24 protein-coding genes are annotated in these 19,028 nt (G+C 37.5%); 19 read left to right on the plus strand and 5 right to left on the minus strand.

Annotated elements, in window-relative coordinates:
* Positions 1 to 1,044 precede the first annotated feature (1,044 nt).
* The 5 genes from M3182_RS24800 to sigK all read left to right on the plus strand — a co-directional run bounded on the left by M3182_RS24800 (position 1,045) and on the right by sigK (position 3,402).
* Complete coding sequence (locus tag M3182_RS24800; protein WP_251431455.1) at positions 1,045 to 1,185, plus strand: YrzI family small protein; 141 nt, start codon at positions 1,045 to 1,047, stop codon at positions 1,183 to 1,185.
* A 117-nt stretch (positions 1,186 to 1,302) separates the two neighbouring features.
* The gene (locus M3182_RS24805; protein WP_251560493.1) at positions 1,303 to 1,440 is read left to right on the plus strand and encodes a YrzI family small protein; all 138 of its coding nucleotides are present in this window, start codon (positions 1,303 to 1,305) and stop codon (positions 1,438 to 1,440) included.
* Between the two features lie 127 nt (positions 1,441 to 1,567).
* Positions 1,568 to 1,705: a YrzI family small protein gene (locus tag M3182_RS24810; RefSeq protein WP_251560495.1), complete on the plus strand. Its 138-nt coding sequence runs from the start codon at positions 1,568 to 1,570 to the stop codon at positions 1,703 to 1,705.
* A gap of 128 nt (positions 1,706 to 1,833) precedes the next feature.
* Positions 1,834 to 1,971: a YrzI family small protein gene (locus M3182_RS24815; RefSeq protein ID WP_251560497.1), complete on the plus strand. Its 138-nt coding sequence runs from the start codon at positions 1,834 to 1,836 to the stop codon at positions 1,969 to 1,971.
* Positions 1,972 to 2,682: 711 nt separating this feature from the next.
* The gene (gene sigK, locus M3182_RS24820; protein WP_251431466.1) at positions 2,683 to 3,402 is read left to right on the plus strand and encodes an RNA polymerase sporulation sigma factor SigK; all 720 of its coding nucleotides are present in this window, start codon (positions 2,683 to 2,685) and stop codon (positions 3,400 to 3,402) included.
* A 160-nt stretch (positions 3,403 to 3,562) separates the two neighbouring features.
* Here sigK and M3182_RS24825 read toward each other — a convergent pair whose 3' ends face one another.
* Positions 3,563 to 3,973 (minus strand): hypothetical protein, encoded by a 411-nt coding sequence (locus M3182_RS24825; RefSeq protein WP_251560499.1) that lies wholly within the window; start codon positions 3,971 to 3,973, stop codon positions 3,563 to 3,565.
* 253 nt (positions 3,974 to 4,226) lie between these two features.
* On the opposite strand from M3182_RS24825, the gene M3182_RS24830 reads away from it, so the two are divergent.
* Positions 4,227 to 5,009, plus strand: coding sequence for a phosphatidylserine decarboxylase (locus M3182_RS24830; protein WP_251560501.1), 783 nt, complete (start codon positions 4,227 to 4,229; stop codon positions 5,007 to 5,009).
* A gap of 79 nt (positions 5,010 to 5,088) precedes the next feature.
* On the opposite strand, the gene M3182_RS24835 is transcribed toward M3182_RS24830, so the two are convergent.
* Positions 5,089 to 5,229, minus strand: a complete 141-nt coding sequence (locus tag M3182_RS24835; RefSeq protein WP_251431475.1) for a sporulation histidine kinase inhibitor Sda — start codon at positions 5,227 to 5,229, stop codon at positions 5,089 to 5,091.
* 419 nt (positions 5,230 to 5,648) lie between these two features.
* Here M3182_RS24835 and M3182_RS24840 point away from each other — a divergent pair, with 419 nt between their 5' ends.
* The 8 genes from M3182_RS24840 (at position 5,649) to M3182_RS24875 (ending at position 10,728) form a co-directional block, all read left to right on the plus strand.
* A complete protein-coding gene (locus tag M3182_RS24840) occupies positions 5,649 to 6,164 on the plus strand; it encodes a YqeG family HAD IIIA-type phosphatase (RefSeq protein ID WP_251431478.1) in 516 nt (171 codons plus the stop codon).
* Between the two features lie 3 nt (positions 6,165 to 6,167).
* Positions 6,168 to 7,274: a ribosome biogenesis GTPase YqeH gene (gene yqeH / locus M3182_RS24845; RefSeq protein WP_251431481.1), complete on the plus strand. Its 1,107-nt coding sequence runs from the start codon at positions 6,168 to 6,170 to the stop codon at positions 7,272 to 7,274.
* 77 nt (positions 7,275 to 7,351) lie between these two features.
* Positions 7,352 to 8,191: a shikimate dehydrogenase gene (gene aroE, locus M3182_RS24850; protein ID WP_251560502.1), complete on the plus strand. Its 840-nt coding sequence runs from the start codon at positions 7,352 to 7,354 to the stop codon at positions 8,189 to 8,191.
* Positions 8,185 to 8,478: a ribosome assembly RNA-binding protein YhbY gene (gene yhbY, locus M3182_RS24855; protein WP_251431487.1), complete on the plus strand. Its 294-nt coding sequence runs from the start codon at positions 8,185 to 8,187 to the stop codon at positions 8,476 to 8,478. Before aroE ends, yhbY begins: the two co-directional genes overlap by 7 nt.
* Before the next feature lie 17 nt (positions 8,479 to 8,495).
* Entirely contained in the window at positions 8,496 to 9,065 is a 570-nt protein-coding gene (locus tag M3182_RS24860) for a nicotinate-nucleotide adenylyltransferase (protein WP_251431490.1), read from the plus strand.
* Positions 9,055 to 9,621, plus strand: coding sequence for a bis(5'-nucleosyl)-tetraphosphatase (symmetrical) YqeK (yqeK, locus tag M3182_RS24865; protein ID WP_251431493.1), 567 nt, complete (start codon positions 9,055 to 9,057; stop codon positions 9,619 to 9,621). The genes M3182_RS24860 and yqeK overlap by 11 nt, the downstream gene beginning before the upstream one ends.
* Positions 9,622 to 9,625: 4 nt before the next feature.
* Entirely contained in the window at positions 9,626 to 9,982 is a 357-nt protein-coding gene (rsfS, locus tag M3182_RS24870; RefSeq protein WP_251431495.1) for a ribosome silencing factor, read from the plus strand.
* A complete protein-coding gene (locus M3182_RS24875; RefSeq protein WP_251560504.1) occupies positions 9,979 to 10,728 on the plus strand; it encodes a class I SAM-dependent DNA methyltransferase in 750 nt (249 codons plus the stop codon). Before rsfS ends, M3182_RS24875 begins: the two co-directional genes overlap by 4 nt.
* A gap of 133 nt (positions 10,729 to 10,861) precedes the next feature.
* Here M3182_RS24875 and comER read toward each other — a convergent pair whose 3' ends face one another.
* Positions 10,862 to 11,686: a late competence protein ComER gene (gene comER, locus M3182_RS24880; RefSeq protein WP_251560506.1), complete on the minus strand. Its 825-nt coding sequence runs from the start codon at positions 11,684 to 11,686 to the stop codon at positions 10,862 to 10,864.
* A 94-nt stretch (positions 11,687 to 11,780) separates the two neighbouring features.
* Between comER and M3182_RS24885 the strand changes: the two genes are divergently transcribed.
* From M3182_RS24885 to M3182_RS24895, 3 genes are all read left to right on the plus strand, one after another.
* Entirely contained in the window at positions 11,781 to 12,428 is a 648-nt protein-coding gene (locus M3182_RS24885) for a helix-hairpin-helix domain-containing protein (RefSeq protein ID WP_251560508.1), read from the plus strand.
* A 67-nt stretch (positions 12,429 to 12,495) separates the two neighbouring features.
* A complete protein-coding gene (locus M3182_RS24890; protein ID WP_349775477.1) occupies positions 12,496 to 12,948 on the plus strand; it encodes a ComE operon protein 2 in 453 nt (150 codons plus the stop codon).
* The gene (locus M3182_RS24895; protein WP_251560512.1) at positions 12,942 to 15,257 is read left to right on the plus strand and encodes a DNA internalization-related competence protein ComEC/Rec2; all 2,316 of its coding nucleotides are present in this window, start codon (positions 12,942 to 12,944) and stop codon (positions 15,255 to 15,257) included. Before M3182_RS24890 ends, M3182_RS24895 begins: the two co-directional genes overlap by 7 nt.
* Positions 15,258 to 15,536: 279 nt before the next feature.
* Here M3182_RS24895 and M3182_RS24900 read toward each other — a convergent pair whose 3' ends face one another.
* Positions 15,537 to 15,671: a YqzM family protein gene (locus M3182_RS24900; RefSeq protein ID WP_251431514.1), complete on the minus strand. Its 135-nt coding sequence runs from the start codon at positions 15,669 to 15,671 to the stop codon at positions 15,537 to 15,539.
* A gap of 246 nt (positions 15,672 to 15,917) precedes the next feature.
* Here M3182_RS24900 and holA point away from each other — a divergent pair, with 246 nt between their 5' ends.
* Complete coding sequence (gene holA, locus M3182_RS24905; RefSeq protein ID WP_251560514.1) at positions 15,918 to 16,937, plus strand: DNA polymerase III subunit delta; 1,020 nt, start codon at positions 15,918 to 15,920, stop codon at positions 16,935 to 16,937.
* A gap of 190 nt (positions 16,938 to 17,127) precedes the next feature.
* Here the strand turns inward: holA and rpsT are convergent, their stop codons facing one another.
* Positions 17,128 to 17,388, minus strand: a complete 261-nt coding sequence (rpsT, locus tag M3182_RS24910; protein ID WP_251431518.1) for a 30S ribosomal protein S20 — start codon at positions 17,386 to 17,388, stop codon at positions 17,128 to 17,130.
* A 207-nt stretch (positions 17,389 to 17,595) separates the two neighbouring features.
* On the opposite strand from rpsT, the gene gpr reads away from it, so the two are divergent.
* A complete protein-coding gene (gene gpr / locus M3182_RS24915; protein WP_251431521.1) occupies positions 17,596 to 18,720 on the plus strand; it encodes a GPR endopeptidase in 1,125 nt (374 codons plus the stop codon).
* Positions 18,721 to 19,028 lie beyond the last annotated feature (308 nt).

Consider the following 19,028-nt stretch of genomic DNA (forward strand, 5'->3'; position numbering starts at 1 on the left):
ATCCTGAAAGTAGCAGGCATCCGCCAGCTACTTTCAGGAAAAAACCAAAAAAATACAAAAGCACGTTGGGAAAAACATCTCGTTTTTCTCCACGTGCTTTAATTTAGGGACTTATCAGACAGCCCCTTTTTGCTTGCACGTACGTTCACTAATGCCTTCATATTATGCTCCCTATCCACTAAAAAAAAGAGCGGACTCTCACGGACTCAAGTAAGGGAGTCAGCACGGTTTGATAAATAAGCGGAGAAATTTCTCTTAATTAGGTAAAAACACTAGAAATAACTTAAATAGACGGAAGGATTCCAACTATTAACTTGAAAAACGTGAAAATGGCTAATTTTACTTTGCTTAATCGGAAAATCTCCGCTAATATGGGCAGAAGCGAGCTCTATTCTGCAGTTTAACAGAAATATTTCCGACTATTTTTAATTTTTTTAGGATATAAATTGTATATCAAATTTTGGGTGCATACCCTGTACAAATTTTTGTGAGTGCCAATGTCATATGCAAATTGGCACTTATTTTACTTACATAATTAAATGTTGTAAAACTAAACCCGTTACCATAATAGGGCGTTTTTTCTTTTCGAGGCATGTAAAAAAATGTACACAAGGATTATCTTTAACCAGTGGAATTTTATGTTTAGCGCCCTCACTTTTTAGTAAATGATCGCTTGTGTTTTATTTTATTAGCATAATAGTATAAAAATAATTTTGAAAATTAGGCGAAAAATATGTTTACAAACACATAAGCGGTGGATATAATTACCATGAAAGTAAAATCTACTTAAGGAGGTCGAATGAAATGATGAAGCATACAACTTGGATTGCAGAATTAGCAGCAAGAGTTCTATATGGAAAATACACGCATTCGACCAGATCGGAATGGATCGCTTAAGTTTTCGTTCGTTTTATTGACTAAGCATATCCGTGCCGCAGGGAGAGGCGTGCCCTGCGGCATTTTTGTGCCCATTTTTAGCCGCAGGGGAGCTGTCCCCTGCGGTTTTTCCATTTTTTACAAGAAATTGAAAGGAGGTGGTATGGAATGACATTAAATATTTTGTTCTTAACAATTACCCTCAAGAAACGCATTACGACGTTAGAAGAAGTCATGCACGATCAACAAGTTGAAATGTTCTATGAGGAAACTAAACAAAAAATTAATTCTTATCTAAATCAGTATTAATTTCAAGACGATAAAATGGAGAGGTGGAATGAAAATGATTTATTTAGAACAGGTCCTGAAAAGTGGAAAGTGGGGAGAAGTCCATTAGTCATAGTTGTAGACAGGAGGTGAGACGTAATGACCTTAAACCTTTTATTTTTCACCATTACATTAAAAAGACGGGAAGCTACGCTTGAACAAGAACTACACAATGTAGAAGTTGCTAAACGTTATGAAGAAACAAGCAGAAAAGTAAATTCTTATCTGCATTATTAAAAGTAGACTTTGGCAATACGATCCTAAACGAAAGGCGGGGAAGAAAATGTTCATTTCATGTAAAAGTATTCAACAGATTGTTTGGGGTAAAGAAATTAATAGGTGACGGCAAGGGAGGTGAAAACCTATGACTTTAAATTTTTTATTTTTCACCATTACATTAAAAAGACGGGAAGCTACGCTTGAACAAGAACTACACAATGGAGAAGTTGCTAAACGTTATGAAGAAACAAGCAGAAAAGTAAATTCTTATCTGCACTATTAACAGTAAACTTTGGCAATACGATACTTAACGAAAGGCGGGGAAGAATATGTTCATTTCATGTAAAAGTATTCAACAGATTGTTTGGGGTGAAGAGAATTAATAGTTGACGGCAAGGGAGGTGAAAACCTATGACTTTAAATCTTTTATTTTTCACCATTACCATTAGCAAACGAGAGACTACTATTGAAGAAGAAATCCATGACCAAATGGTTGAAAAACGATATGAGGAAAGCAAGGAAAAAGCTGCACAATTTATTAGGTACTAAAAATCTGCAAGTAAAAATAAATGAAAGGTGGAGATGAAGATGTTTTACGTGATTCAACAGCGTCAGGAAGTGTTATGGGTGGAGAAAGATTCCACCTAATGATAAGACGGGGAGGATGAGCAATTGTCGCTACATGTATTGTTATTGACTTTAGGTTTTAAGAAGGAACCTTTTCGGAAACTTTATGCATTCTTTAAGGCTTCCTCTATTCTTTCCAAATGAATTCGAGTCTGTCTACTGATCAAACAAGTATGAAGATCATTTAAATAGAGGAATTAAATGTACTAAAACGTTCACATCCACTCCATTTTATCATTATGGAAATATGGTAAATTGGTAGCGAAAATAAAGGATAAAAGGGGTGTGAGCGATGTTTTCAATGGTTATGGGAATGATTATTTGTGGTGCGATTGGTTGTATTATCGCAGCGGAGGTTAGTGTGGATTAAGGAAGATCAAAAAGTACATTGGCGGCTAGGAGCAGCAATGTGCTTTTTGTTTTTGAAACTTAATTTAAACATACGAAAGGGCTGCTACTGTGTTAATATCGGCTTTAGGATTTCAATAACAATCTTTACAAAGATCAGTCTTTTAAAAATGATATTGGGAATAATTTCAACCGAAAAGATTTTCGTGGGACATACACAATCTACCCCGTTCCTACATAGGAATCTATTATAGGCAAAAGCCTAATTACGCGGGGGGTGGAAAAGTGTCGGGAATATTAGCAGCACTTGGTTATTTAGTGAAGGAAATTGTTTTCCTTGTTTCTTATGTTAAGAATAATGCATTTCCCCAACCGTTATCTTCAGCAGATGAAAAAAAGTACTTAAGATTAATGGCAGAAGGAGATGCACATGCACGAAATATGTTAATTGAGCATAATTTAAGACTCGTTGCTCACATTGTTAAAAAATTCGAAAACACTGGTGAAGATTCTGAAGACTTGATATCCATTGGAACGATTGGGTTGATTAAAGCAATAGAGAGTTATTCTGAAGGGAAAGGCACAAAGCTTGCTACGTATGCAGCTCGTTGTATAGAGAACGAGATTTTGATGCATTTACGGGCACTTAAAAAAACGAAAAAAGACGTCTCCCTTCATGACCCTATTGGGCAAGATAAAGAAGGTAACGAAATTTCACTCATCGATGTCCTGAAATCTGAGTCTGAGGATGTATTTGATACGATACAGTTAAATATGGAACTAGAAAAAGTGAAAAAATATATCGACGTATTAGATGAGCGCGAAAAAGAAGTCATCATTGGTAGGTTCGGTTTAGATCTAAAAAAGGAAAAAACACAGCGGGAGATCGCCAAAGAGCTTGGCATCTCAAGAAGTTATGTTTCTAGGATTGAAAAGCGTGCATTAATGAAAATGTTCCATGAGTTTTATCGAGCAGAAAAAGAAAAAAAGAAAAATATGAAGTAAGTTTACATGCTGACTCTTAATTGGGTCAGCATGTTTTTGGGAATGGGCAACGGTAGCATCCTTTTTTAACTGTTATTGTAGAGGTCTTTCCTTAGCGACTACACCTCTAAGGTAGTGCCAAGGCTCACCTAGCGAGTTTATACTGATGGATTTAGACGATTTAAACAAACGGTTCAAACTCAACCGAGCAACTACCTTGTGTGTAATCCCCGACCAATTTAACACTGTGGTATTTAGCTTCAGTCAAAAACTGAAATTCTCCTGCTTCGTCATCAGAAAAGGTTTTGGAGAATACTTTATCCTCCGATTCTCCTTTTTTGTTGAGAACTATTAATGTTAGCGTCCCTTTTGTTACTTTAACTGAGTATTTCATCTTGATGGACGAATTCTTGTTAAAACGAAAATAAAAATAATCGAATCCATCGAATAATTGATAAGAAGCTCGACATGAGTTTTGGTTATAAAAATGGGTGTATTTCCGATACGAAGCAATTTTAATGCGTATAATCCCTTTCTTCCAAAGAATATATCCAATGATAAGAATCAAAGCGACTCCTAATAATTCTTTCATATTTTCAACATCCTCCGGAACTCCCCCATAGTAAAACCAATCTGTACTGATTGTTTTTTTTTATCTAAGTTATTAGAATCGTTTTCATTTTTGTGCGGCCAGCCTGATGAAAAGTTTTAAATAAACCGTTGAAAGTTTGTTCGTTATTCTTAATAAATGGTATAATGTCACTCACAGCACAACTGATTGGACAAATGATTTTACTTGCCAAGGAAAATGGATATTCATATTGGTAGTTTCGGAGGTTATTGGTTTGATTCAAAGCTTCTATCGTTTATTTATTGAATTAACGAATCGGAGATGGTCTTCAGTTCTCTTAAAAAGGTTCGCGCAGTCGAAATCAAGTAAAAAAATTGTTCCATCTTTTGCAAGAATCTATGAGATCAATCAAGACGAGATGGAAAAAGAATTAAAGGATTATGAAAGTTTACATGAGTTTTTCATTAGAAAACTGAAACCAGGGATGAGAAAAATTGCAGAGCAACAGGATGCAATTGTGAGCCCAGTTGATGCAGTCATAGAAGATATCGGAGAAATTGAGCCAAATCAACAAATTACTGTTAAAGGAAAAGTCTACTCCATTGTAGAGATGTTAGGAAGTACCGAGGCCGCTGAGTACTACAACGATGGAACGTATATGGTACTTTATTTAAGTCCTAGTCATTATCATCGTATTCATAGTCCGATTTCCGGTAAAGTATTTAAGCGCTGGAAGCTTGGGACACGTTCCTATCCAGTGAATTCTTTAGGTCTTAAATATGGAAAGGACACTCTTGCAAAAAATTACCGAAGTATTACAGAAATCAATTATGGGGAGGATCGTCTAGCTGTTGTGAAAGTTGGGGCCATGTTTGTCAATTCGATTGAACCCATTCATACCGGTGACAGCATTCGTAAAGGAGAAGAAATGGCATACTTTACTTTTGGATCAACTGTTGTACTCCTCTTCAAACAGAATGCGATTTCTTTTACTGAACAACCACAATTACCTAAACCGGTTAAAGTAGGAGAAACGATAGGTACATTAGAACGTTAAAAAGCAGGCTAAGGCACAGCAATAAGCCGTGCCGTTTTTTCTGTTTACTAGACAAAACAAAAACGTCCAGTGGACGCTTTTAAGAAGAAACTCGAATTTTGTGAGTTAAAGATCGACGTTGTATTTCAGTTTCTATTAATTGGATAAATTCTTTGTTTAGGTTTAGTTCTCTAGCTTTAAAATAAGATTCAATCAACAATTCATCCGAAAGCTTTCGCATAAATCATTCACCCCCGAAAATGAATGTATAATAAGGGAATTAATTACATAAACTAGTTAGTTACTGATAATGTACCCTTACTCTATCAGATTTAATTACGTAGAACAACCGTTCTAATTATCCACAAATTGCAGTGGATAACCTGTGGTTAAGTTGTTTATAAAATTAAGAATAATACGATTTCCAAGCGGTATAATGTTAGTAAAGTTATCCACAACGTTGAGAGAAGTAGAAAATTGTCGAAAAATTTCTGTGCTATTTTAATCCGATTTTAATAAAAAGGATTTGCTTTTCTCTAATTTAGATAGAAAACACTAATAGATTTACATAATTCTTTTTTATATTTTTTGAAACAAGGGAAAAAATTAGTTATGATGTTAACGTTATAGACGCAATTATAAATAATGAGGTGTAAATTAGTGCTAAAGCATTTTCTGCCAGATCAGCATGTGAAAAGTATATTTGAAATCACGCCGGAGAGTTTAAAAGAAAAAGGTGTAAAAGGAATTATCACCGATTTGGATAACACATTAGTAGAGTGGGATCGCCCCTCTGCGACCCCAAAGCTAATTGAGTGGTTTGAAAATATGAAAAAAAATGATATTCTCGTCACGATTGTTTCAAATAATAAGGAAGATCGAGTTAAATTTTTCGCGGACCCGCTTGTAACACCTTATATTTATCGAGCTAAAAAGCCAATGACAAAAGCTTTTAACCGAGCGGTCAAGGATATGGGATTAAATAAGGATGAGACGGTTGTCATTGGTGATCAATTATTAACAGATGTGTTTGGTGGTAACAGAGGTGGTTTTCATACCATTTTGGTAGTACCAGTTGCACAGACAGATGGACTAGCAACTAGGTTTAATCGGGCAATCGAACGAAGACTTTTGAATTTGTTTAGGAAACAAGGAAAATTGAACTGGGAGGATTAATCATTGAATGAACAGCTAATAGTGTGTACAGGGTGTGGTGTGAAAATACAAACCGAGGAACCTGAACACTTAGGATACGCACCACCATCCTCATTAGAAAAAGAGATGGTGGTTTGCCAACGTTGTTTCCGTTTGAAGCATTATAATGAGGTACAAGATGTAAGCTTAACGGATGACGACTTTTTGAAGATATTAAATGGTATTGGCCAAAAAGAGGCTTTAATTGTTAAGATTGTTGATATTTTTGATTTTAACGGAAGCTGGCTTCCAGGGATTCAAAGGTTTGCTGGAAAAAACCCTGTCATCCTAATTGGGAATAAGGCTGACCTTTTACCGAAATCAGTTAAACCGAACCGATTAATCGATTGGATGAAAAAAACATCGAAAGATTTAGGATTGCTACCGAAAGATGTTTTTCTTGTTAGTGCTGCGAGAGGCAAAAACATCGCTGAAACAGCTGCAGCGATTGATCAATACCGAAATGGCAAGGATGTTTACGTTGTTGGTTGTACCAATGTGGGCAAGTCGACTTTTATTAATCGCATCATTAAAGAAGTAACAGGTGAAGGGGATATTATTACTACTTCCCATTTTCCTGGAACAACTCTTGATACGATTCAAATTCCACTAGAGGACGGAAAATCTTTAGTGGATACACCAGGAATTATCAACCATCACCAAATGGCGCATTATGTTGATAAGCGTGACTTAAAAGTAATTACGCCTAAAAAAGAAATAAAACCAAAAATTTATCAATTAAATGAAGGACAAACTTTATTCTTTGGCGGGTTAGCACGATTTGATTATCTTGCCGGCGGAAGAAGATCTTTTACCTGCTATTTATCAAATGAATTGAATATACATCGAACAAAACTCGAGAATGCTGATGAATTGTATCAAAAACACGCAGGGGAAATGCTGACGCCACCGCGTAGAGAACAGATGGATGAATTCCCGGAATTGGTTCGTTACGAGTTTACAATTAAAGAGCCAAAAACAGATATCGTCTTTTCTGGACTAGGATGGATAACGGTGAATGATGCAGGTGCTAAAGTAGCAGGTCATGTCCCGAAAGGCGTTCAAGTTTTCTTGCGAAATTCATTAATATAAAATGTATAAAGACCTTTTATAGAAAGGGAGTAAAAAGTATCACTATATAAAAGTGAGATTGCTTGGGGGGAAAAGCAATGAAAAAGGTATATGGAGTAATCGGGGATCCAATAGGGCATTCGATGTCGCCGGTCATGCATAATGACTTATTTGAACATAATGAGATTGATGCAACGTATCTTGCCTTTCATGTGAAAAAGGGAAATTTGGAGGCTGCAGTAACGGGATTAAAAGCACTAGGCGTTTCGGGCTTTAATGTCACAGTACCTCATAAAACCGATATTATCCCTCTGCTAGATGACATTGACCCACTTGCAAAGGCGATCGGAGCGGTGAATACCGTTGTAAATACTAATGGTAAATTAATCGGTTTTAATACAGATGGCCGCGGCTTTGTCCGAGCTCTCCTTAATAAAGGATTGTCATTAACTGAACAAAAGGTATTGGTGATTGGTGCTGGTGGAGCTGCAAGAGCCATTTACTTTTCATTGGCGGAAGCTGGCGTAAAAGAAATAGACGTTTGTAATCGAACGGTTGAAAAAGCACTGTCTCTAAAGGAAGCATGCCCTTTCTCAGTTGAAACAAAGGTTTCATCTATTAGCGAAGCGGAAAAGACAATAGTCGATTATGATTTGCTAATCCAAACGACTTCGATTGGAATGTCGCCACAAGTTGATGATACCCCCATTCGTTTTAAGGCTTTAAAGACAAATTGTTTCGCGAGTGATATCATTTATAATCCTCTTGAAACAAAGTTTTTAAAAGAGGCAAAATTTATAGGAGCAAGCATTCAAAATGGAGTAGATATGTTCGTCAATCAAGGAGCGTTGGCTTTTGAAATATGGACAAGTATATTCCCTGACACAAACAGGATGACAGAAAACGTTCTGAAACAACTAGGAGGATCTTCATGCTAAAAGGAAAACAAAAAAGATTTTTAAGGTCAAAAGCACATCATCTAAATCCAATCTTTCAAGTTGGAAAAGGTGGAGTAAATGATAATATGATTCAACAAATTGCAGATGTACTAGAGGCACGTGAGTTAATCAAGGTCAGTGTCCTACAAAACTGTGATGAAGATCGGGATACCGTAGCCGAGAAGTTATCTAACGGTGCTAGGGCTGAACTTGTACAGGTTATCGGGAATACGATTGTTCTGTACAAAGAGTCTCGAGAAAATAAACAGATCGAACTTCCACGTTAATTGGAAGGATGAAAACTATGAAGAAAATTGGGATTCTGGGAGGCACGTTTAATCCACCTCATGTAGGTCACCTTTTAATTGCCAATGAGGTACATCATGCTCTAGGATTAGAAGAAGTATGGTTTATGCCGAACCATGAACCACCACATAAGAAAAAAGAAGGAAAGGTTACTGATAAACAAAGGTTGGAGATGCTTGAATTGGCGATATCAGGGAATCCTCATTTTTCCATTGAACCAATCGAGCTTAAAAGACAAGGACCTTCTTATACTTATGAAACAATGAAGATTCTAACGGAACAATATAAAGACTATAAATTTCACTTTATTATCGGCGGCGATATGATTGAATATTTACCGAAGTGGTATAAAATTGATGAATTGCATCAAATGATTCAGTTCGTTGGTGTGAATCGACCGCGGTATAGCAGTCAGTCGGATTATTCAATTCTTTTGGTGAAAACGCCGGCGATTGATTTATCGTCAAGTTTCATTAGAGAGAGAAGAATACAAGGCGGAACCATCCGCTACTTAGTTCCAGAAAACGTGAGGAACTATATAGAGGAGAATGGATTATATGGACCGTGAATTAGCTTTAGTGAAGGTAAAAGAACAATTAACAGAGCATCGCTACCAGCATACAATCGGGGTTATGAATACCGCAATTGAACTTGCAAGGAAATATGGAGCTGATGAAAAAAAAGCCGAGTTGGCAGCTATTTTCCATGATTATGCCAAATTTCGTCCTAAAGAAGAAATGAGACAAATCATTCTTGACCAAGGAATGGAAAAAGAATTGCTAAATTATAATAGTGAGCTATGGCATGCCCCTGTTGGAGCTTACCTTGTTGAAAAAGAAGTTGGGATTACAGATGAAGCCATCCTTGATGCGATTCGATACCATACCTCTGGGCGTGTTGGAATGACATTGCTTGAGAAAATCATTTATTTAGCTGACTACATTGAGCCAGGTAGACATTTCCCGGGGGTAGATGAAGTTAGGGAGCTTGCGAAGGGTGACCTTAATCAAGCGCTAATCCAGTCAGTGAGAAATTCGATTCAATTTCTCATGAAAAAGAATCAGCTTGTATATCCTGATACATTTTATACCTATAATGATTTAGTAAGAAATAGAGAGGACTGATTGAATGACAGAACGCCAGTTACTTAAAACAGCCGTTAAAGCAGCGGACGATAAACGAGCAGAAGAGATTCTTGTTTTAAATATGAAAGGGATTTCGTTGGTCTCTGATTATTTTTTGATTTGTCATGGGAATTCCGATAAACAAGTCCAGGCGATTGCGAGAGAAATTAAAGAAAAAGCCGAAGAGAATGGTTTTGATATTAGACGCATGGAAGGTTTCGATGAAGCGAGATGGGTTCTAATTGATTTAGGAGATGTCATTGCTCATGTCTTCCACCGTGATGAACGGAGTTATTATAATTTAGAACGTTTATGGGGCGATGCACCAATTGAAAATATCGAGAGTGAATTAACTCCATGACCTATCAAAAGTTTGCCTATCTATATGATAGCCTAATGGAAGATGTTCCATATGATAGGTGGGTAGACTGGGTGTTGGCTTTGTCGCGAAAATATCAAGTGGATGGAAACGAGGTATTGGATTTAGCTTGTGGTACAGGGGAACTTTCCGTACGTTTAGCAAAAGCTGGACTAAGTGTTGCCGGTGTTGATCTATCTGAAGACATGCTTGCAGTTGCTCAAGTGAAAGCAGAAACTAATGCCTTAAAGATTCCTTTTTATCACCAAGACATGACAGAGCTAACGAGCCTTGGTACCTTTGATATGGTTGGGATCTTTTGTGATTCGCTCAATTACCTTCCAGAAGAAGAGGATGTTGTCAAAACGTTTGCTGGTGTATTTCAACATTTAAAACCAGGAGGGTTATTTTTATTTGATGTCCATTCTCTCTTTAAAATGGACGTGATTTTTCACGATAGTCCATTTACGTATAATGATGAGGATATTTCCTATATTTGGGAGTGTTTTCCTAGCGAACATCCGCACAGTGTTGAACATGAATTAACCTTTTTTGTGCGGGATGAAATGACAGGACAATATGATCGAATCGATGAGTATCATTACCAACGTACATATGAAATTGAACAATATAAAAGCTTCCTTCTCGATGCGGGATTTGAATTGCTGGAAATAAGCGGTGATTTCTCCGCTGAATGGCCGAAACCCGAGGCAGAGCGAATTCTGTTTGCAGCAGGAAAACCGAAATAATGAAAAAGAAAGGAAGTCCTCGAAATAAATTGAGGGCTTTCTTTCTCTTCTTTGTTCCTATAATAAATGTAAAAGCAAACGACATTAAAATTTTTTCAAAAAAAGAAGGAACCTGGAAAGATACGTCGAAACCTTAATCTATACCAAACTGGTCTCTTGTTTTATTTAAATCATCTTCAAACTTCCCATGTGTTGCCTCGAATAAATGCTCGAATATTGCACCCAGTTCACTTTCTAAAATTTTTATTCCTTCCCCAGTAATTCCACCTTTAACACATACCTTTTCCTGTAAGGTAGGCAAAGTATAAAACTCTCTATTTAAAAGCTCTCCAAGTCCAATTAACATTTCACTCGTTAACTTTGTTGCTGTTTCATAGTCAATTTCAGTTTTTTTGACAGCAGCAAGAATAAATTGCTGAGTTAAGTAACTAAAGAATGCCGGCCCGCAACTGACAATATCAGAAGCTACCCTCGTGATGTTCGGATTTATTTCAACAGGTTTGGAGATGGAGTGTAATAAGCTATTCAATTGTTCTTTCCATTCGTCGCTGCACCTTTTACCATAGGTGATTAAAGATACACCTGCAAGTGCTCGGTTGGTAATGCTCGGAATCGCTCTTGCAACAGAACATGTCACAGTACTTTCTAGCTGGTCAACGCTGATTGGACTTGTTATCGAAATGATGCACTTATCATTAGTTAATGATTGCTTTAACTCTTGAAGCAATGGATAAACATCATGTGGCTTTACACAAACAAAAATAGCATCCGCTTGCTCCGCGACAGCTACAGCACTTGATTCAACAGTTATCCCCGGGTACGCCTTTTTTAATTCAGCCGCTTTCATCAATGTTCTATTGGTAACGATCATCGAAGAAGGGGAAACGGCATTCCCATCAATCAGGGCTTCAGCCAAGATTCTCCCCATATTTCCGGTGCCTATCATCCCTATTTTCAAATCCCTTCCCTCCTTCTTACAATTCGTTGACTTCTCCTAAGAACTTATGTGTCCTATATAAAAATTATTCCCTTAAGAAAGAAAGGTGTTATGAATGATTAATTGGCTAAAAGAAAAAAAGCTTTATGTTTTAGGTGCTGGTATGCTTTTTGTATTCTTTATGTATACATTTTATTTCACTTCAGACGAACATGAAGGGGCTATCGTGAAAGAAGACTTGGTAGCGGAAGAACAGTCCTTAGAAAATCCCATTGAGAAGCAAAAGGGAAATACAGAGAGTGATGAAGAAGAGAAAATGGTTATGATGGCTGACATTAAAGGTGAAGTTGTAAATCCAGGCGTTTATGAAGTCTTTAATGAAGAGAGAGTGATCCATTTAATTGAAAAAGCTGGTGGGTTAACGAAAGATGCCGACGCTTCAAGTGTTAATTTTGCGATGAAAGTAAGTGATGAAATGGTTGTGTATATACCGAAACAAGGCGAAGATGCACAAGGATTGGTGAATCCAATTCAAGGGATTGGGGGAGGGAACTCGTCTGAAACGGGAGCAAAGGTTAACCTCAATACAGCGACTACTAGCGACCTCGAAACCTTACCTGGAATTGGACCTGCTAAATCAAGTGCGATTGTAGAATACCGGGAAACAAATGGTCCGTTTAAGGAAATTGAGGATTTAAAATCAATTTCAGGAATTGGTGAAAAGACGTTTGAAAAATTAAAAGATCAAATTTCAGTAAAATAACAAATTGCGGACGAGCTGTTAAACCTTTAAACTAAAAACTAGATAAAGTGATAAAGGAGCGTTAATGATGGAACGTATATCATGGAATGAATATTTTATGGCTCAAAGTCAATTGCTGGCTTTGAGAAGTACTTGTACAAGATTAACAGTTGGAGCAACAATTGTAAGAGATAAACGCATCATTGCGGGTGGATATAATGGGTCAATCGCCGGAGGAGATCATTGTATCGATGAAGGGTGTTATGTGATTGAAAATCATTGTGTTCGCACGATACATGCTGAAATGAATGCATTATTGCAATGTGCTAAATTTGGTGTACCGGCTGATGGTGCCGATATTTATGTTACTCATTTTCCATGTTTGCAATGTTGTAAAGCTATCATTCAAGCGGGAATTAAAACGGTGTATTATGCCGAGGATTATAAAAATCATCCTTACGCGATTAAGTTATTTGAAAAAGCGGGTGTTCAAACCGTGCAGGTAGACTGCCGAGAAGTTATTCTTAAAGAAAAATGTTAACAACGAAGCTAGCTTATCTAGCCTTTGGTGCTTTGCTAGCTTTATTAACCGTTTTTGAACAAAACTATCTTTTTTTATGTCTCTTTTTTGTTTTTCTATTTTATTTATATAAGTGGAAGAAATTCAAAAGACCTTTGTTGTTAATTGTAGTTCTCCTCTATGGAGTTTACTTGGCTGTTGGTCATAATGCAATAATTCGGAATGTGACAGGTTTTCGGGGCGATGAAAATCAGGTGCCGTTAACTTTTGTCGATCAAATTAAAATTGATGGAAATCAGTTAACCGCGATAGCGTCAGCTTCTCCTCGAGCTGAACGGGTTGTGCTAAAATACAGAATCCGTTCGGCTGAGGAAAAAGCGAAGCTAAAAGAATGGATCGGTCCAGGGATTGCTTGTAGAGTTGCCGGTGAGCTTACTCAGCCTCCCAGAGCAACAAATCCTAATGCATTTGACTATCGAATGTACCTACAACGTCAAGGTATCTTTTGGATTTATACTGTTGATGCAATAAACCAAACCGATTGTTGGCAGACGAAACTAACATGGATAGAAAAGATAAAACGATTTCGCCAAGCAGAGATTGGTCGATTAGAAGCGACGCTGTCGAAAGACTCAGCTGGAATATTTGCGGCATTATTGTTTGGGGATCGAAGTTTAATGGATCCGTTAGTGGAGGATGCCTATGCAAAAACAGGAACTGTCCATTTACTTGCCATCTCAGGCCTTCATATCGCGATGCTTACCGGGATTGTCTATTTCGTTTTACTTTGTATTGGTTGGACTAAAGAAAAGGTAGAGTATATTTTGTTGACTGCTCTCCCTATCTACGCCATCCTAACGGGATTGTCACCCTCAGTAAATAGAGCGGTACTAATGCTACTATTTTTTTTGATTAGCCGTAAGCTGAATTTGAAAATTTCTCCGCTTGATATCTTGTCCAGTGCTTTTTTACTCCTAATCTTGATTACTCCCTTTATTATCTATCAACCAGGCTTTCAACTATCATTTGGTGTTAGTTTTGCGCTCATTCTCTCATCAAAGGGAATTATTAATCGGTTCCATACGTATTTTTCTAAGTTAGCTGCCGTTTCTTTTATTGCTCAATTAGCAAGTTTACCTACCTTATTATCCTACTTTTATGAAGTGTCGCCACTCTCTATTTTTGCCAATCTATTATTTGTTCCGCTGTTTTCTTTCGTCCTACTCCCGCTTGTTATTATGACCTACCTTAGTGGAATGATTCTTCCTTTTATGTATAAACCCTTGTTATTAGTAGCTGAAAGGTTGATTCAGGTTGCTAGCAGAATGTCTAGTAGCCTTGCTGATTTGCCAGGAGCAACATTTATATTGGGAAAACCAAATCTAGTTATTCTCAGTTTCTATTTAGTAGTATTTCTTGTGTTTTTTGTGTTGTGGGAAAATGAAAGATTGAAGTCTGAAGTCCTTTTATGGCTCCCGCTTATTCCGATTGCCATTCAAATCGTTTTGCCTACGTTTTCGCCATATGGAAAAATTGTTTTTATTGATGTTGGTCAAGGGGATAGTATATTGATTCGCCTACCCTTTAATAAGGGAAATTACTTAATTGATACTGGGGGAACGCTTGCTTTTGAGAAAAATCCTTGGGAACTAAGGAAGGATTCTTTTGAAGTTGGTAAAGATGTTTTAGTCCCATATTTAAAAAGTGAAGGCATTCGGTCGTTAGATAAACTAATCTTGACCCATGGTGATTTTGACCATATAGGGGGAAGTCTAAGTCTGCTTGAAGAACTGAAAATAACAGAGATATTGATGCCTGTCTCTTTAGGTTCATCAGCTATCGAACAAGAAGTTGTCGATCTTGCTAAGAGGGAGAAGACTAAAGTGACTTATGTTGACGCAGGTGCGAAATGGAAACAGGGAAAGAGTAAGTTCTTTGTGGTGAGTCCAATAGAAAAACTGGAAGATAAAAATGAAGGTTCAATTGTCATTTGGACAATGCTTGGTGGAAAATCGTGGCTGTTTACCGGTGACTTAGGTGAATTAGGAGAAGAAGACATCTTGAACCAATATCCTGGTTTGAAAGTGGATGTTTTAAAAGTAGGACACCATGGAAGTAAAACGTCTAGTGCTGTGTCTTTTCTAAATCATTTGCAAATCGAAACCGCGATTATTTCGGTGGGGGAGAAGAATCGATATGGCCACCCGCATGAGGAGGTATTGACCCGTTTGAACGATTTGCAAGCGGAGATATACCGTACAGATCAGGATGGGGCAATCATCTTCACTTTTCGTGGGGAAGTTGGAACCTTTCACCGCTTCGTTCCATAGGATATATAAAAGAATGAGGTGAAGTGGGGAAAGTAGAAATAAAAGGCTGTATTCGTAAAGATTGTTGTTAAGATCCTAAAGCTGATTTTAACGCGAAATAAGCTTTTTGCTGCAGTTTTACTTAGTCTGTAATCTCTTTTCTCCTCTTCTAAACTTGCTTTGAAATGAGATCATAGCTAAATCAATTATATTTCTCTAAAAAGCAACAATGTTTTAGAAAAGAGCCAAATAAAAAGAGACTGCAATCTTGCAGCCCCACCGTCGTGCTATGTAAGTTTCTTATCTACCGATTACTTGCACGACTGTTGCAATGATGAACATCGTTGCAAAGAAACCGAACGAAACAACAAATCCAACACCAGCATCAGCGATATCGCTGCGCTTATTAACTACATTTTTTTCGAATTGATTCACAGTTCATCCCCCCTTAGTACTTAATTCAGTATAGTCGATTTCCCATTAAAAAGCCAGCCTAGTCGAAATCTTTCCTACTTATATTATGATACACCGTTGGTCGATTAGATACCCGGGGCTTATTGATCAACGTTTACCATATATCAGAATCGCTAGGTTTCTTAGCGATTCTTTTTTGCTTGCTAAAACAAGGAAGCTTCTTTAGGATAAAAAGGAAGTAGTAAGTTAGGAACGGAGCGAAGAACTTTGGTATTAGATCTATGGAAGCAAATCAAAAAAGGGAAAATTGAACCCATCTACTTACTATATGGGACAGAGTCTTTTTTAATTAATGAAACAAAACAACTGCTTGTTCAACAGGTATTAGACGAGGAGGAAATGGATTTTAATCTTTCTACGTATGACTTGGAAGAAACCTCCATTGAAGCAGCAATCGAAGATGCTGAAACCCTCCCGTTTATGGGAGAGAAAAGACTGATTGTCTTACAAAACCCAGTTTTTTTAACCTCAGAAAAGCAAAAAGGGAAAGTTGAGCATAATCTTAACAGATTAGAAGCTTATATAAAGGAGCCAGCTCCGTACTCTGTTGTTATGTTTTCTGCTCCGTATGAAAAACTAGACGAGCGAAAGAAAATCACGAAAGAGTTAAAGCGGAACGCTGCAGTAGGAGAGGCTAAGCGCTTAAATGAAGCTGAATTAAAAGTCTGGATTCATGATCGAGCAACTAGTCATGGAGTGCAAATTGCTGAGGATGCAGCCGAATTAATGTTAACCCTTGCTGGAACCAATTTGTTTATGCTTTCGAGTGAAGTTGATAAATTATCTTTGTATGCTGGAGAAGCACGTAGAATTGATGCTGAAATGGTAGACAAGCTCGTAGCGAGATCGTTAGAACAGAATATTTTTGCACTGATTGAAAAGGTTGTTCAACGAAAAATAGAGGAAGCACTAAGGATTTATTATGATTTGCTTAAGCAAAATGAGGAACCAATAAAAATTCTAGCTTTATTGGCGGGTCAATTCCGGCTCTTGTATCAAGTTAAAGAACTTGCTCGTAAAGGGTATGGTCAGCAACAAATCGCGGGGGCGCTTAAAGTTCATCCATATAGGGTAAAACTTGCTGCCGGACAAGCAAGGTATTTCTCGGACGAAGAATTGGCGCGCATCATGAAAATGATTGCTGATGCGGATTACCAAATGAAAACAGGTGGTATGAAAAAGGAACTTTTGATTGAAATGATATTGTTTAATCTTAATCGAACATAAATTAATTTTAGAGAACAGATTGAATGGTGGATTTTTGGGTGAAGAGGATGTCATCGCGCAAATTTGGTTTAAGGGGAAGTTTAAAGAATAAGTACATCATGTTTTGGGAGAGGATGTACCTGAGAATTTCCCTCCTAATAGCTATAAAAAAAACGACCTTTTTCAGGGTCGTTTTTTTGCGAAGAAAAAATTAGCCGTTAGCGTTTAATTTTTTCATCAAGCGAGATTTCTTACGAGAAGCTGCGTTTTTGTGGATAAGACCTTTTGCAGCAGCTTTGTCAAGCTTGCTCGCTGCAGCAGCGTATGCTGCTTTTGCTTCGCTATCGTTTGTTGTGATCGCTGCTTCAGCTTTTTTAACAGCTGTACGCATTGAAGACTTAACAGTAATGTTATGTGCTCTATTTGCTTCACTAACTTTTACGCGTTTAATTGCAGATTTAATGTTTGGCATTCCGTTCACCTCCTAAAAAAGCGTCGAGAATTAATGGAACTCGACTTTCCAGCACGTTTTCTTATTTATTAAGAACAAATGATATTCTATCAAACGGTTGAAAATATTGCAATACTCTCGTTGAATTTTTAAAGCGTTAAGATTTGAATGTTTTTTGAAACCAGAGGTAAAGATAGGAAGAAGTATGTTGAAGGAGGAGACCAATGCATGAAAGAGCAAATTGATTTAAGCCAGTATTCTGTACGGACGGATTTGGCGGTAGAAGCACGAGAGATGGCGCTCGCTGAACGAATCAAAACGGTCCATGATGAAAGAGATGTCTCGCAACTTGAAGGCGTCATTATAAAGGAAAAAGAAGAAAAAGGTATAAAAGTATCTTTAGTGGAAGTCACTGCTGAAGGTGAAAAAGCAATCGGGAAAAAACAAGGACAATATTTAACAATTGAAGTTCAAGGGATTCGTCAACAAGACAGTGAACTTCAGCATAAAGTTCAAGGTGTGTTTGCGAATGAATTTTCCCGATTCTTAAAACAAAAGGGACTGGGAGAGGATGCTTCCTGTTTGGTTGTTGGTTTAGGAAATTGGAATGTAACCCCAGACGCTTTAGGTCCGCTTGTTAGTGAAAACTTGTTAGTGACAAGGCATTTGTTTGAACTTCAACCAGAACATGTTGAGGAAGGGTATCGTCCGGTTAGTGCACTGTCTCCCGGGGTCATGGGACTAACAGGGATTGAAACAAGCGATATTATTTTTGGGGTCGTTGAAAAGACAAAGCCTGACTTTGTCATCGCGATTGATGCTTTAGCTTCAAGGTCAATCGAACGTGTGAATAGTACGATTCAAATCTCTGATACTGGGATTCATCCTGGTTCAGGTGTAGGCAATAAACGAAAAGAGCTAAGTGAAGAAACACTAGGAATTCCAGTGATTGCGATTGGAGTACCGACAGTCGTTGACGCTGTTTCGATTACGAGTGATGCGATTGATTTTATCCTCAAGCACTTTGGAAAAGAACTGCGCGAAGGAAATCGTCCATCGCGATCTTTAGTTCCGGCAGGGATGACGTTTGGTGAGAAGAAAAAGTTAACGGATGAGGATTTACCTGAAGAAGAGCACCGTCAAACCTTCCTTGGTATGATTGGTACATTAGAAGAAGAAGAAAAACGGAAACTGATTTATGAGGTTTTAGCACCACTTGGACATAATTTAATGGTTACGCCTAAGGAAGTGGACGTATTTATTGAGGACATGGCAAATTTAATTGCCGGAGGCTTGAACCAAGCACTCCATTCGAAGGTAGATAAAGAAAACAGTGGAACATATACACATTAAACTTCTTAAAAAGGCTGATTTCGTAATCGATTGTTGATAAAATTTAAAACCGATTTTAACGCAGGATAAGCCATTTTGTGCATTCATACTTAGCTTACTGGCTCTTTTCCTGAATTTAAAGTCGCTGTCCAGTTAAAACACAGCTTATTCTTTTCTCTTATACTTAAAAGCATCAAAGTAAGAGAAAACAATCATGATCTCTCGCTCTCACCCCAGGAATGAAAATAAGTTTCCTTCCCCATAATGTAGAGACTACAAACAGTGAGTATATTACGTGGCTCTTAATGGTGGGTTAGACCCTGTTGAGA

The organism is Mesobacillus maritimus (assembly GCF_023715205.1).
Classification (GTDB): domain Bacteria; phylum Bacillota; class Bacilli; order Bacillales; family Cytobacillaceae; genus Mesobacillus_B; species Mesobacillus_B maritimus_C.